Here is a 12,453-nt window from a genome sequence, read left to right as displayed (position 1 = left end):
CGGCCGGCGAGGCCCGCCTCAGTTCCAGCTGTGCAGCAGGACGCGCAGGTCGTCGCCCCGGCGCTCGATCACGTTCACCCAGTTGCCGCTGTATTGCTGCTGGCCGCCCTCGCCCGGGCCGGTCAGCGCCCAGGTGCCGGAGGCGACGAGGACGGTATCGCGCTCGAGCACCGACTGGACCGTGATCTTGTGCCCGTCGAAGCCCTTGGCGCGCAGGTCGGCGAAGAAGGCGCCGATGGCGCTCGGACCATCGACGGGCTTGCCGCCGGCCGGCACCACGCGCGCGTCCGAGCTGTAGAAGGTCGCGAGCTTGCCGGTATCGCCGCCGTTGAAGGCTTCGTCCCAACGGTCGGCAGCAGTTTGAACATGCGCAGTCATGCGATGGATCTCCAGTGAATTCGGGTTGCGGAAGCGGCGGTCGTGACGGCGAAGTCCATGACGGCCTGCCCTCGGGCAAGCCGCATATCGACTGGTCGTGACCGCTTGGTTACAACGAGTACCGAGGCGGCCGCCGCGCGTCAACAGAAGTGACCAAATGGTCACAAACAAGGGCGATGACGCTGGTTCGCGGAAGGGATCGAGCGTGGCGCAAGATCGCGACGAAGCCATCGAGCCGGGCGAGCGCAAGCGCCGCCATCTGCCTGCGGCCGAGCGCGAGCGTCTGATTGTCGAAGGCGCGACGCGATTTTTCGCCGAGCATGGCTTCGAGGGCCAAACGCGCGAACTCGCGCGCGGCCTCGGCATCACGCACTCGGCGATCTTCCGCTACTTTCCGACGAAAGAAGCACTGGTCGATCGCGTTTACGAGCACGTCTATGTGAGCCGCTGGGATTCAGGCTGGAACAGCCTCATCCGGGATCGCGCGCTTTCCCTCGAAGACCGGTTGCTGCGCTTCTACGGCGATTATGCAGCTCGGGTCTTCGACTACGAGTGGGTGCGCATCTTCGTGTTTTCTGGCCTGAAAGGCTACGACATCGCCCCGCGCTACCTCGCAACCGTGCGCGACGAGCTGATCCTGCCGATCGCCGAGGAGGTCCGGCAGAACCTCGCCCTCCCCGCCGTCACAGAGGTTCCGCTGAGCGAGCGGGAGGTGGAGGCCGTCTGGGCCCTCCATGGCAAGGTGTTCTACCTGGCCATCCGAAAATTCGTCTATGGCGGCGTCATTCCCTCGGACCTGACGCAGACCATCGCCGACGACGTGCGCGTCTTTCTTGGCGGGATGCCCGAGGTCGTCCGGTCGATTCCGGAACTCGCAGCGAGACGCTAGCTGCAGCGCTGTTCGCGGGCCGATCCGAACCGACTCGCGGGCTTGGGCGTTGCTGAAGTCCCAATAACGTGGAGGGACGTCATGAAATTCCGTTACCTGCTGCCCGTAGCCGGGCTTCTGGCTCTCGCCGGTTGCAAGGACGAGAAGAAGGCTCCGCCACCCCCACCCCCGCCGCCTCCCGCTTCTCCACCGGCGAGCACCGCGCCGACCACGCCGCCTGCGGCAAATCCCGACGCGCCGAAGCCGGCAGCACCCAAGCCCTGATCTCAACAGTGGCAAACGCGCTCTAGGCGCCTCGATATCCGGACCCGCCGAGCTGGCATTGGCCCCTCGGCGGGTCCTTTCGATCCAGAGTGGCGACACGGTGGCTGCGCCATGCCGAACCTCGCGCCCGCGGCTTTCAGATCCGATAGCGTTCGGCGAGGGCCATCAGGCCCTGCGCCAGCTCGGTGAGGTTGGCCGAGGCCATTTCGACCTCGCGGGTGCCGGCGGCCGTCTGCTGGCTCGCCTGGCGGATGTTCTGGAGCGCTCCCATCACCTGCTCGATGCCGAGTTGCTGCTGGTTCGTCGAGGCGACGATCTGCTGGAAGGTCTGCACGCCCTCGTCCACCCGAGCGGCCATCTCCTCGATGGTGCGCACCGTGGCATCCGTGCGGGTCTTGCCGGTGGCGGCGCGTTTGACCGCCTCTTCCGTTAGCATCACCGACGAATTGATGCCGCGCTGGATCTCCGAGAGGATCGAGCGGACCTGCACCGTGGCGGCCTTGGCCTGATCGGCCAGCAACTTCATCTCGGCCGCGACGATGGCGAAGCTGCGCCCGCTCTCGCCAGCGGCGGCCGCCTCGATGGCGGCGTTGAGCGAGAGCAGGTGCGTGCGCTCGGAGATGTCGTTGACCGTGGTGATGATCTCGCCGATCGCCTGGGTCTTCTCGCTCAAGGCGACGATGTTGCCGGCCACCGCCTCGCCCTGCTCGCGGATCAGCTCCATGGCCTTTGCCGTGTCGGAGGCTGCCCGTAGCCCCTGTCGCGCGGTCTGGGCGGACGCCTGAGCCGAGGCGATGACATCGGTGGCGCGCTTGGAGATCTGCGCGCCGGAATGGGTGATCTCGTCGACAGTGGCGGCTGTCTCCTGCACGGCGGCGAACTGCTCCTCGACGCTGGCCGCCTGCTCCTGGGCCGAGGCCCGGATCTCGGCGGCGGCGGCGTTGAGGTCGAGGGTGGCCGAGCGGTTGGTGCGCGCCAGTTCCGCAAGGCCGCCGACCATCCCGTTCAGCGTGATGCCGAGACGGCCTATTTCGTTGCGATCCTTCGTGGCGACACGCCCCGTCAGGTCGCCCTCGCCGATCCGTCCGACAAAGGCGGCGACATCCAGAAGCGGCCGGACGATCAAGCGATTGATCGCGATCCCGATGCCCAAGCAGATCAGCAGGGTCAGCAGCATCCCGCCCCAGAGGGCGAGACTCGCATTGCGCTCGGCTCGCACGAGGTACTCGTTCTGCCTCGTTCGTGTCCCCTCCTCGAGGGCCTCGATGGATGTGAGCCGCGCGCGGAGAGTGTCGAAGAACTGCTTGCCCGATCCATCGGCCTCGATCTGGACGGCCTCGGGACGTGTCGACGGATCGGCCGCTTTTCGCACGGCGGCCTCACCGATATTCGCCTGCCAGCTTCGCGCGGCCGTCACGGCGTCGGCCAGCATGCGCGCCGGCTCGGCATCGTCGCCGATCAGGCTGCCCAGGCGACCGATGGTCTCTTCGAAGGCGGCCCGGCCGGCGCGATAGGGTTCGAGGCTGCTGTCCCGGCCGGTGATGAGGTAGCCACGAAGGCCGGTCTCCTGGTTGAGCATGGCTGTCCGGAAAGCATCGAGGCCGCGGATCACCCGCGTCGAGCGAGCGCGCGCCTCGGTGGCCTCGTGCAACTGCGTCATCGTGACCAGGACCGCGCCGCTGCTGAGGACCGATACCAGCGCGATGGCGCCGATGGCGCCGCCGAGGGAGCGGTTGAGGCCGAACGTCATCGCCATGCTTGTGCCAGCTCCCCTCGGTATCGCAGTCCATTTCGGGCAGCGTTTCCCGAAAGACGCCGCTCGGCGACGCTCAGATCGTTCGCGCGGCTCGATCCGGCCTAACCGGCAATGCCCGCAGCCTCAATGATCGAGCCGGCACCGCAGCATCAATGGTCGCGCGGTGCACCGGTTTGCTGCGAAAGGTTGCAAGAATGGTTCCCTCGCCCGTGTACGCGCATCGACGCGATCAACGTGCAAGGTTCTCGCTGCAGCGCGGCAGGGTGCTGGATTTTGAACCTCACGCAGCCTAGACCTGTCGATGTCAGCGGTAGACCCGCCTCCATGGGCGCATGCCGGGACTGAAGGAGCGGCCTTGGCCCAGTCCAACGATCGTCGGCGCATCATGCTGCTCACCGGTGCGAGCCGCGGGATCGGCCATGCCACCGTGAAACGCTTTTCGGCAGCAGGCTGGCGCGTGATCACCTGCTCGCGCCATCCCTTTCCTGAAAATTGCCCCTGGGAGATGGGTCCCGAGGACCATCTCCAGGTCGACCTCGCCGATGCCGAGGACACGGTCCGCGGCGTGCGAGAGGTCGCCGGCCGCCTTGAGGCCGAGGGCGGCATGCTGCACGCCTTGGTCAACAATGCCGGCATCTCGCCGAAGGGCCCCGGCGGAGAGCGTCTCGGGGCCCTTGCCACCGACTATGCCGATTGGGCGCGCGTCTTCCAGGTGAACTTCTTCGCGCCGATCCTGCTGGCGCAAGGGCTTCGCCAGGAACTGACCCGCGCCAAGGGCTCGATCGTCAACGTCACCTCGATCGCGGGTTCGCGCGTGCACCCCTTCGCGGGGGCCGCCTACGGCACCTCGAAATCGGCGCTCGCCGGACTCACGCGCGAAATGGCCGAGGATTTCGGGCCGCTCGGCGTGCGCGTGAACGCAATCTCTCCCGGCGAGATCGATACGTCGATCCTGTCGCCCGGCACCGACGAGATCGTTAAAAAGATCCCGCAGCGCCGTCTCGGTACGCCGGACGAGGTCGCCAAGGCGATCTATTTCCTCTGCACCGAGGCCTCGTCCTACGTGAACGGCGCGGAACTCCACATCAACGGCGGGCAGCACGTTTGAAGGTGGGCTCGATCGGATTCTCCACCGTCGCTGCGAGCCAAAGGCGAAGCAAGCCAAAGGCGCACCCGCACCGTGAGGGTCCCGGATCGCTGCGCTGCGCCCGCAAAGACGGTGCGAGCAGAAGCCGCCTCGCCGCCATTCTCCTGCTCGCCCTGTCCGGTGCCGCCGCCGCTGAAGAGCCTGCGGCGGGCGCCAGCGTCATCGACCTGCCCTTCAAGGTGAAGGCGATGCGTGGCCCCGGCAGCGAGGTCTCGCTTGCCGTCGCCACCTCGGGCCTCCTGCCTATCGCCCGCCCGAAGCCGGCAAGTGCTGATCCGAAAGCGCCGCCGGCACCGGCCCCTGACGAGACCGAAGTCGCTCCGGTGGCCGTGGTCTGGGGCGACGATGGCGGGGCCGTGCTCAGTCTCGACGGCGATGGCGTGAAGACCACGCTGATCGGAGCCGAGGCGATCGAAGGTCTCGTCGCCTCCGAGACGCCGCGTGGAGCCGTGCCGGGCTCGCGCCGGGCGCTGTCGGGTCCGCTCAGTGCCTATCTCACCGGGGCCATCGGTGGTGCCGAGCAGGCTGCCGGGCTGACCCTGCGCGAGCGTCAGCCGCTGGGAACGACGAGCGAGCCGAAGGCCGTGCCGATGGCAACGGTCACGCTCGCACCGGGGGCCGACCAAGCTTTCGCCGCCCGACGACCGCGCATCGCGCTCGTCGATGGCAAGGCGGTCGTCCTCGCCGTGACGGCAGGGCCGGGAGCCGCCTCCGCGCTGGCGCTTGCGGAGAAGGACGCCGGCGGGAATTGGACCATCGCCGCCCGGACGCCGCCGCAGGCCGGAGCGTCGACGCTTTCTCTCGCGGGTGTTGGCGATTTTTCCGGCAAGGGGCGACCACAATTCGCCACCATTCGTGAGCCTGACGCAGCCGGCGTGCTCCAGCTCTGGTCCTATGCGACAGGGGCTTTCAGCCTCGTCGCGGAGGCGCCGGGCTATGCCGGCCCGACAGCCGACATCGACTTTGCCGCCGTCATTCCAGGTGAGCCGGGCAAGGCTGCCGACCTTGCGCTGCCGGCATCCGACAGGACGACTCTCGCGATCGTCTCTCTGAATGGCAGCATCGCGGAGCGGGCGCGCGTCCTCTTGCCTGGGCCGGCGGCGCTCGGCGTTGCGGTGCTCGGCCGTGGCGACCGAGCCCGCGTGCTCGTCGGGCTCGCCGACGGCCGGCTGGCCGTGGCCGGCGCAAGCGCCGGAGCGAGCGTCCGGCCATGACGGAGGGCGACGATCGGCTGTTTCCCGGCCGCCCGATGATTGGCGTGTCCATCGCCGTGATCCGTGACGGGCGCGTGCTGCTCGCTGCGCGCGCCAATCAACCGATGCGCGGTGTCTGGACGTTGCCCGGCGGCCTGGTGGAGGCCGGTGAGCCACTGGCGCAGGCGGCTCTGCGGGAGCTGCAGGAGGAGGTCGGCGTTCTCGCCGAGGTGGTCGGGCCGAGCCTGACGCCGACGGAGATCATCATCAGGGACGAGGATGGCCGCAGCCGCCACCACTACGTCATCCTCCCTCATGCCGCGACTTGGGTTTCCGGGGAGCCGGAGCCCGGCCCCGAGGCGCTCGGTGTGCGTTGGGCGCGGCTCGACGAGGTCGCCGGGCTGGAGACGACTCCGGGTCTCGCCGGCACGCTCGCCGAGGCGTTCGCCTGCGTCGAGGGGGCATCCCAATGATACGCGGGCTCGGGCCGATCCTGCTCTCGGGCCTGCTGGCCGTGGCACCGGTCGTTCCCGCCTGCGCGCAGCAGCGAGCCGCGCCGGCGCGGCAGCAGCCGAAGGCCGCCGAGAAGGAGCCTCCTCCCCCGGCCGAGCCGGCGCCTGCGCCCTATGATCGCGACCTTCAGCGGCTCTCCGAGATCATCGGAGCGCTCGCCTTCCTGCGCGGGCTCTGCGGCGCGAGGGATGCCGGCGAATGGCCCGAACGGATGAAATCGATTCTCGAATCCGAAGGGGTCACGCCCAATCGCCGCGACCGACTCGCTGGTGCCTACAACCGCGGCTACCGCGGCTATGCCCTCACTTACCGAATCTGCACGCCATCGGCGACCGAGGCCAGTGCCCGCTACCTCAGCGAGGGCGAGCGCCTCTCCCATGGCATCGCAGGGCGCTACGGAGGTTAACCAGTGCGCGGCGTCCGTGTGTTGCGCGCGCGACACATCGGCGGTTCGTTGCCGAAATGGTTGCGATTGCGCCGTCTGCGTTAACCTCTTCGCAATTCCCTGCTGGCCCGCGCCGCCCGATCTGCCTATCCTCGCAATGCTTCGCCGGACAACGGATCGGCCCGAATTATGCGCGAGACCATGCTCCAGGACACCGCCGTCGCCACGTACGACGCCGATAGCGATGACAAGCGCGTTGCGCTTGGCCTCGTGACGGAGGCTTTCGCTGAGGGCTGTCTCGACGGGCTCGACGGGGATTGCATGGCTCAGGCCGCCCTGTTCGCAGCCTTCCAGGAACTCGTCGCGACCTATGGCGAAGAGGCGACGGCGTCCTACGCCGAGGGCCTGCCCGAGCGTATCCGAGCCGGCGGGTTCACCACGACGCTGCAGCATTAGTCGCTAACCGCGCGACCTCGGGTTCGTCCCGGCGCCAGCCCGCTGCGCATATGCCGCGACAGCGGCTGGTGCGGCTTGCGTCAGATGACCATGTCGTTCCCGCCACTGAGCCGGTGCCAGCTCGCGCCTTCACGAACGTAGATCTCGCGATAAGTCTTCTTCTCGCCTGAGGCATTCTGCGATGAGTTCGCAAAGGTGAAAGTGATCCAGATCATCTTTTTCGCCTGAGCCTCGGCATCGGTACGTAATTTTGCGGCGAAGATGTTCTCAGCATACTTGACGAGATCTGCGACATCCGCCTGAGCTGGAGCTACAACCTGTGCATGCAATAGCGGATACATGATCCGCTCGCCCGCACTGTTCCTTTCCATGAAAGATGTCGAAGAGACGCTGACGAGGTGCGGCTGATGAGCGAGCTCGTTCCGCTTGAACAGCCATAACAGCGTGACGAGGCACAAAGCTGCCAAGACAAATGCGCCGCTGTACATGCTTTTATCGTTCGAATGCATCGCAGCCTCCCACCTTTTATCTTGGGCGACAAGCCAAGCTTCCTGGTTAACGCGGATGCAAAAATTCGACGATTGATGCCGGTCCGGGCGGCCTGCGGTTGAGTGAAGCGTCGGAGATCGGCGCCCTCCCTCACACGAGGACAGCCATCCCAGCCTTTCTCAGGCGTTGTAAAATCTGCGAAAATGCACGCTGACAGCGAGTCTGGGGTCGCGGCCAATGGCGGATCTGGATGGCGCGGCTGCCTCGATCTGGGCAGGCGGCGCGCGCGATCTATCCACAATGTCTTGGCCCGTGCGTCAGGCCAGAGGCGGCAACGCCTCTTCGAAGACGACCGCCTCTCCGAGCGAGGGATTCGTGAGCTCACCCTGCCACATCACGGGTGTGCCGCGGACCAGCGTTCCCACCGGCCAACCGGTGACGGTGACGCCGTCATAGGGCGTCCACTGCGATTTCGAGGCGATCCACTCGTTGCGAATGGTCTCGCGGCGCTTCAGATCCACCACGGTCACGTCCGCATCGTAGCCGAGGGCGAGACGCCCCTTGCGGGCGATGCCGAACAGCCGCTTCGGCCCGGCGCTGGTCAGATCGACGAAGCGTGCGAGCGAGAGCCGGCCTGCCGCGACGTGGTCGAGCATGATCGGCACCAAAGTCTGCACGCCGGTCATGCCCGACGGCGAGTCGGGATAGGCCTTGGCCTTTTCTTCCAGCGTGTGCGGAGCGTGGTCCGAGCCGAGCACGTCGGCGATGCCTTGCTCGACGCCCCGCCAGATCCCCTCCCGATGGGCGACGTCGCGCACCGGCGGATTCATCTGCACCAGCGTGCCGAGCCGCGGATAGGCCTCTGCGCCATCCAGGGTCAGATGGTGCGGCGTCACCTCGACGCTGACGTGATCCTTCGCCTCGGCGAGAATCGGCATCTCGTCGGCGGTGGAGATGTGCAGGATGTGGATGCGCGCGCCGGTTTCCCGCGCGATGGCGATCAGCCGCCGCGTCGCCTTCACCGCGACATCGGGCGAGCGCCAGACCGGATGCGAAGAGGGATCGCCGGGAACGCGCAGGCCCTTCTGCTCGCGCAGCATCGGCTCGTCCTCCGAATGGAAGGCCGCACGCCGCCGCGTGCGCTTGAGGATCTCCCGCACGCCCGCATCGTCCTCGACGAGGAGCGAGCCGGTCGAGGAGCCGATGAACACCTTGATCCCGGCCGCGCCCGGCAGCCGCTCGAGCTCCGCCACCTCGTGTGCATTCTCGTGCGTGCCGCCGACCCAGAAGGCGAAGTCGCAGTGCATCCGGTGGTGCGCGCGGGCGACCTTGTCGGCCAGCGCCTCGGCGCTCGTCGTCAACGGCTTGGTGTTCGGCATCTCGAAGACCGCCGTCACGCCGCCCATCACGGCAGCCCGCGAGCCCGATTCGAGGTCTTCCTTATGGTCGAGCCCCGGTTCGCGGAAATGGACCTGGCTGTCGATCACGCCGGGCAGGAGATGGAGGCCGGTGCAATCCCGGCGCTCCCGCGCATCCGCCTTGGAGAGATCGCCGATGGCGGCGATGCGCCCTGACCTGATGCCGAGATCGGCGCGATGCTCGCCATCCTGGTTGACCACGGTGCCGCCGGTGAGGACGAGATCGAACGGTGTCTCAGCCACGCGCCGCTCCACATTGAGGCTCACTGGCGGGCGGCTTATGTCAGCGATGAGCCGCGTGCAATCGCGCGGCGCTCGTTCGAGGAGGCTCCATGCCGATCGCCCTGCTGCCGGACCGCGCCATCGTCATGGTCACCGGCGAGCCCGCGACCGAATTCCTGCAGGGCATCCTCACCTGCAACGTCGAGACCCTGCCCGAGGGCGAGGCGCGGCTCGGCGCCCTGCTGACCCCTCAGGGCAAGATCCAGTTCGATTTCCTGATCTCGCGCGCCGCTCCCGATGCGTATCGCATCGACGTGACCGCTGAGCGCGCGCCCGACCTCGTCAAGCGCCTGACCCTTTACAAGCTGCGCGCCAAGGTCACGATCGCGGCGGACCCGACCCTCGGCGTTGCCGCGGCCTGGGACGGCGCCGAGACGAGCGCCGAGACCGTCCGTGTCCGCGACGGCCGCCTGCCTGGGCTCGGCGATCGACTTTACTTCACCGAGGGCGCCTTCTCGGCGGATGCGACCGAGCAGGAGTACCACGCCCACCGCATTGCCCTCGGCGTGCCCGAGGGCGGGCGCGACTTCGCCTTCGCCGATGCCTTCCCGCACGAGGCCCTGATGGACCAACTCGGTGGCGTCGACTTCAGGAAGGGCTGCTACGTGGGCCAGGAGGTGGTCTCGCGTATGCAGCACCGCGGCACTGCCCGCACGCGCATCGTGCCCCTCGTCTTCGAAGAAGGGCAGACGCCCGAGCCGGGCAGCGACGTGACCGCAGGTGCCAAGACCCTCGGCCAGATCGGCAGCACCGCTGGCAACCGCGGCCTCGCCACGATCCGGCTCGACCGCCTCGGCGACGCTCTGGCGGCGGGCGAGCCGGTGCGCGTCGGCGGTCGCATCGCCGGCATCGAGAAGCCGGCCTTCGCAACCTTCGCTTTCCCGGCCGACACGGCTGCGGCGGCCGGCTGACGCGATGTCCGACGAGACCGGCCTGATCACCACGCATCCCGACGGCTGCCCGCGCTGCTGGTGGGCGGGGCTCGACCCGGTCTACGTCGCCTATCACGATACCGAATGGGGCGTGCCGGAATACGATGGCCGCGCGCTCTACGAGAAGCTGATCCTCGACGGTTTCCAAGCCGGTCTGTCCTGGATCACGATCCTGCGCCGCCGCGACGGCTTCCGCCGCGCCTTCGACGGTTTCGAGCCCGAGCGGATCGCTCGCTACACGCAGGCCGATGTCGAGCGGCTGATGGGGGATGCCGGCATCATCCGAAACCGCGCCAAGATCGTCGGGACCATCGCTGGCGCTCGCGCGTGGCTGGAGATCGAAGAAGCCGGTCCCGGTTTCTCCCGCTTCCTCTGGGACTTCGTCGATGGTCGCCCCGTCCAGTCGGGTGCGCGGAGGCGAGCCGACATCGCCACCGAGACGGAGATCTCGAGGGCGATCTCCAAGGCGCTGAAGGCCAAGGGCTTCACCTTTTGCGGGCCGACCATCGTCCACGCCTTCATGCAGGCAACGGGGATGATCAACGATCACCTCGCCGGCTGCCACCGCCACACCGCCTGCGCAAAGCTCGCGACGACATGAGTGCGCGGAACAATCCGCCGCGGGCCTGGCAGCGCATGCTCTCGGGCCGACGCCTCGATCTGCTCGATCCGTCGCCGCTCGATGTCGAGATCGCCGACATCGCCCATGGTCTCGCCCGCGTCGCGCGCTGGAACGGACAAACGCATGGCGAGCACGTCTTCTCGGTTGCGCAGCACTCGCTGCTGGTCGAGGCGATCGGCGGCGCGTTGCCCGGCGGCGACGGCGCGGCCCAACGCCTCGAACTCCTGCTGCACGATGCGCCCGAATATGTCATCGGCGACATCATCTCGCCCCTGAAGGCGGCGATCGGGGATGCCTACAAGTCGGTGGAAAGCCGGCTGCTCGGTGCCATTCGCCGTCGCTTCGACATGCCTGCGCCCACTCCCTCGCAGGCGCGGCTGGTCAAGCGCGCAGATCGCATCGCGGCCTCTCTCGAAGCGACCCGGCTCGCCGGTTTTTCCGAGGACGAGGCCGGGCGCTTCTTCGGCCCCGTCGCCTTGCCGAAGGCCGCCGCCGAGGTCGAGGCGCTGCTGATCAGCCGGCCGACCGCGGAGGTGCAGAAGAGCTTCTTGGCCCGGTTCGAGGCGCTGGCCTCGGCCCACGCCGCCGAGCGGAACTGAGGTTTCGATGCCCAGCCTCCACGCCTGCCCGCTGTCGCGGCTACCCGAGACCGTCGCCGCGACGGGCGCGAGCCATCTCGTCACGCTTGCCACCATGGGCAGCCGTGTCGAGCGCCCGGACTCGATCGATCCTGGCCGCCACCTCACCCTCGGCGTCAGCGACATATCCGCGCCGATGGCAGACCATGTGCTTCCTGCCGAGGCGCATGTGTGCGCGCTGCTCGACTTCGTGCGGAGTTGGGACCGGGAGCGCCCATTGGTCATTCACTGCTATGCTGGCATCAGCCGCTCGACGGCGGCGATCTACAGCGCCGTCTGCGCCCTGCGCCCGGATCGCGACGAGGCCGATGTTGCCCAGGAGCTGCGCCGGCTCTCGCCCTCCGCGACGCCGAACCGGCTCATCGTCGAGATCGCAGACGGATTGCTGGGGCGCGACGGCCGCATGATCGCGGCGATTGCCGACATCGGGCGCGGGGCCGAAGCCTATGAGGGCGTGCCGTTCGGCGTGTCCCTGGCGTGAACGTCCCGGTGCAGCAGGTAATCCGGTGGGCTTGAATGGTTCCAGTTGCACCGGCATAACCGGGCCAATGGGATGTGAGGGATGAACGCAGCTCGATCCGCCGCGCCGGGCTCCGTGCCCGTAGCGCCCGAAGCCGTGGCCGAAGACCTGCCCTTCGAGGCAGCGCTCGCGCAGCTCGAGGATATCGTGCGACAACTCGAGAAAGGCGACGTACCCCTCGACAAGTCGGTCGAAATCTACGAGCGCGGCGAGGCCCTGAAGCGGCACTGCGAGTCGCTGCTGAAGAAGGCCGAGACGCGCATCCAGCGGATCACACTCGGATCCGATGGCCAAGCGGCCTCGGTCGCGCCCCTCGACGTCGAGTAGCGAGCGGCAGTTATGGCAGCCGACGCGTTGCTCCAAAGAAACACTCAAATCGCGCAAGATCTTGCGCGTGTTTTTTCAACCCGAACGTGAGGATGGTTCGGTGGCACTTGTAGACAAGACGATCCTCGACGGCATCCCGACGCCGGACGCTTTGCGTGAGCGTCCTGAGAGCGAGCTTCGGGCGATTGCCGATGCGGTGCGCGCGGAGATGATCGATGCCGTCTCGGTGACGGGCGGGCATCTG

Annotated in this window: 17 protein-coding genes; 13 read left to right on the top strand and 4 right to left on the bottom strand. The window is 67.7% G+C overall.

Translation table 11 applies throughout. From position 1 onward, the window contains the following. Positions 1-18 precede the first annotated feature (18 nt). A complete protein-coding gene (locus HCU64_RS18820; protein WP_233385730.1) occupies positions 19-378 on the bottom strand; it encodes a YybH family protein in 360 nt (119 codons plus the stop codon). Positions 379-583: 205 nt separating this feature from the next. Between HCU64_RS18820 and HCU64_RS18815 the strand changes: the two genes are divergently transcribed. Beyond that, positions 584-1,267 carry a TetR/AcrR family transcriptional regulator gene (locus HCU64_RS18815; RefSeq protein WP_233385729.1) on the top strand — a complete coding sequence of 228 codons (684 nt, stop codon included), beginning with the start codon at positions 584-586 and terminating at the stop codon, positions 1,265-1,267. 81 nt (positions 1,268-1,348) lie between these two features. Next, the gene (locus tag HCU64_RS18810) at positions 1,349-1,531 is read left to right on the top strand and encodes a hypothetical protein (RefSeq protein ID WP_233385728.1); all 183 of its coding nucleotides are present in this window, start codon (positions 1,349-1,351) and stop codon (positions 1,529-1,531) included. Between the two features lie 136 nt (positions 1,532-1,667). Here HCU64_RS18810 and HCU64_RS18805 read toward each other — a convergent pair whose 3' ends face one another. Beyond that, positions 1,668-3,287: a methyl-accepting chemotaxis protein gene (locus tag HCU64_RS18805; protein ID WP_233385727.1), complete on the bottom strand. Its 1,620-nt coding sequence runs from the start codon at positions 3,285-3,287 to the stop codon at positions 1,668-1,670. 385 nt (positions 3,288-3,672) lie between these two features. Between HCU64_RS18805 and HCU64_RS18800 the strand changes: the two genes are divergently transcribed. The 5 genes from HCU64_RS18800 (at position 3,673) to HCU64_RS18780 (ending at position 6,981) form a co-directional block, all read left to right on the top strand. Further along, a complete protein-coding gene (locus HCU64_RS18800) occupies positions 3,673-4,395 on the top strand; it encodes an SDR family NAD(P)-dependent oxidoreductase (protein ID WP_233385903.1) in 723 nt (240 codons plus the stop codon). Between the two features lie 2 nt (positions 4,396-4,397). Further along, entirely contained in the window at positions 4,398-5,648 is a 1,251-nt protein-coding gene (locus HCU64_RS18795) for a hypothetical protein (RefSeq protein WP_325169996.1), read from the top strand. Continuing rightward, complete coding sequence (locus HCU64_RS18790; RefSeq protein WP_233385726.1) at positions 5,645-6,100, top strand: NUDIX hydrolase; 456 nt, start codon at positions 5,645-5,647, stop codon at positions 6,098-6,100. The genes HCU64_RS18795 and HCU64_RS18790 overlap by 4 nt, the downstream gene beginning before the upstream one ends. Further along, positions 6,097-6,546 carry a TIGR02301 family protein gene (locus HCU64_RS18785; RefSeq protein WP_233385725.1) on the top strand — a complete coding sequence of 150 codons (450 nt, stop codon included), beginning with the start codon at positions 6,097-6,099 and terminating at the stop codon, positions 6,544-6,546. The genes HCU64_RS18790 and HCU64_RS18785 overlap by 4 nt, the downstream gene beginning before the upstream one ends. A 168-nt stretch (positions 6,547-6,714) precedes the next feature. Then, positions 6,715-6,981 carry a hypothetical protein gene (locus HCU64_RS18780; RefSeq protein WP_442785985.1) on the top strand — a complete coding sequence of 89 codons (267 nt, stop codon included), beginning with the start codon at positions 6,715-6,717 and terminating at the stop codon, positions 6,979-6,981. An 80-nt stretch (positions 6,982-7,061) separates the two neighbouring features. Here HCU64_RS18780 and HCU64_RS18775 read toward each other — a convergent pair whose 3' ends face one another. Continuing rightward, a complete protein-coding gene (locus HCU64_RS18775) occupies positions 7,062-7,490 on the bottom strand; it encodes a hypothetical protein (protein WP_233385724.1) in 429 nt (142 codons plus the stop codon). 297 nt (positions 7,491-7,787) lie between these two features. Beyond that, entirely contained in the window at positions 7,788-9,131 is a 1,344-nt protein-coding gene (locus tag HCU64_RS18770) for a dihydroorotase (protein WP_233385723.1), read from the bottom strand. Between the two features lie 89 nt (positions 9,132-9,220). Between HCU64_RS18770 and ygfZ the strand changes: the two genes are divergently transcribed. The 6 genes from ygfZ to HCU64_RS18740 all read left to right on the top strand — a co-directional run. After that, on the top strand, positions 9,221-10,081 hold the full coding sequence (ygfZ, locus tag HCU64_RS18765; protein WP_233385722.1) for a CAF17-like 4Fe-4S cluster assembly/insertion protein YgfZ: 861 nt from the start codon (positions 9,221-9,223) through the stop codon (positions 10,079-10,081). 4 nt (positions 10,082-10,085) lie between these two features. After that, entirely contained in the window at positions 10,086-10,703 is a 618-nt protein-coding gene (locus HCU64_RS18760; protein WP_233385721.1) for a DNA-3-methyladenine glycosylase I, read from the top strand. Next, the gene (locus HCU64_RS18755; RefSeq protein ID WP_233385720.1) at positions 10,700-11,323 is read left to right on the top strand and encodes an HD family hydrolase; all 624 of its coding nucleotides are present in this window, start codon (positions 10,700-10,702) and stop codon (positions 11,321-11,323) included. Before HCU64_RS18760 ends, HCU64_RS18755 begins: the two co-directional genes overlap by 4 nt. Before the next feature lie 7 nt (positions 11,324-11,330). Beyond that, the gene (locus HCU64_RS18750) at positions 11,331-11,843 is read left to right on the top strand and encodes a tyrosine phosphatase family protein (protein WP_233385719.1); all 513 of its coding nucleotides are present in this window, start codon (positions 11,331-11,333) and stop codon (positions 11,841-11,843) included. 81 nt (positions 11,844-11,924) lie between these two features. Then, entirely contained in the window at positions 11,925-12,209 is a 285-nt protein-coding gene (locus tag HCU64_RS18745; protein WP_183506454.1) for an exodeoxyribonuclease VII small subunit, read from the top strand. Between the two features lie 100 nt (positions 12,210-12,309). Continuing rightward, positions 12,310-12,453, top strand: a 144-nt coding sequence (locus HCU64_RS18740; RefSeq protein ID WP_233385899.1) for a 1-deoxy-D-xylulose-5-phosphate synthase N-terminal domain-containing protein, incomplete at its 3' end; no start/stop codon positions are given.

Origin of the sequence: Methylobacterium sp. C25, assembly GCF_021352225.1 — a bacterium.
Classification (GTDB): domain Bacteria; phylum Pseudomonadota; class Alphaproteobacteria; order Rhizobiales; family Beijerinckiaceae; genus Methylobacterium.
The sequence above is the reverse complement of the archived record's forward strand: the minus strand, read 5'-3'. Positions and strand labels throughout refer to the sequence as shown.

Coding starts and splice junctions, on each gene's coding strand:
- HCU64_RS18820 (WP_233385730.1), bottom strand. CDS start 378: ATGACTGCGCATGTTCAAACTGCTGCCGACCGTTGGGACGAAGCCTTC.
- HCU64_RS18810 (WP_233385728.1), top strand. CDS start 1,349: ATGAAATTCCGTTACCTGCTGCCCGTAGCCGGGCTTCTGGCTCTCGCC.
- HCU64_RS18805 (WP_233385727.1), bottom strand. CDS start 3,287: ATGGCGATGACGTTCGGCCTCAACCGCTCCCTCGGCGGCGCCATCGGC.
- HCU64_RS18800 (WP_233385903.1), top strand. CDS start 3,673: ATGCTGCTCACCGGTGCGAGCCGCGGGATCGGCCATGCCACCGTGAAA.
- HCU64_RS18790 (WP_233385726.1), top strand. CDS start 5,645: ATGACGGAGGGCGACGATCGGCTGTTTCCCGGCCGCCCGATGATTGGC.
- HCU64_RS18785 (WP_233385725.1), top strand. CDS start 6,097: ATGATACGCGGGCTCGGGCCGATCCTGCTCTCGGGCCTGCTGGCCGTG.
- HCU64_RS18780 (WP_442785985.1), top strand. CDS start 6,715: ATGCGCGAGACCATGCTCCAGGACACCGCCGTCGCCACGTACGACGCC.
- HCU64_RS18775 (WP_233385724.1), bottom strand. CDS start 7,490: ATGCATTCGAACGATAAAAGCATGTACAGCGGCGCATTTGTCTTGGCA.
- ygfZ (WP_233385722.1), top strand. CDS start 9,221: ATGCCGATCGCCCTGCTGCCGGACCGCGCCATCGTCATGGTCACCGGC.
- HCU64_RS18760 (WP_233385721.1), top strand. CDS start 10,086: ATGTCCGACGAGACCGGCCTGATCACCACGCATCCCGACGGCTGCCCG.
- HCU64_RS18755 (WP_233385720.1), top strand. CDS start 10,700: ATGAGTGCGCGGAACAATCCGCCGCGGGCCTGGCAGCGCATGCTCTCG.
- HCU64_RS18750 (WP_233385719.1), top strand. CDS start 11,331: ATGCCCAGCCTCCACGCCTGCCCGCTGTCGCGGCTACCCGAGACCGTC.
- HCU64_RS18745 (WP_183506454.1), top strand. CDS start 11,925: ATGAACGCAGCTCGATCCGCCGCGCCGGGCTCCGTGCCCGTAGCGCCC.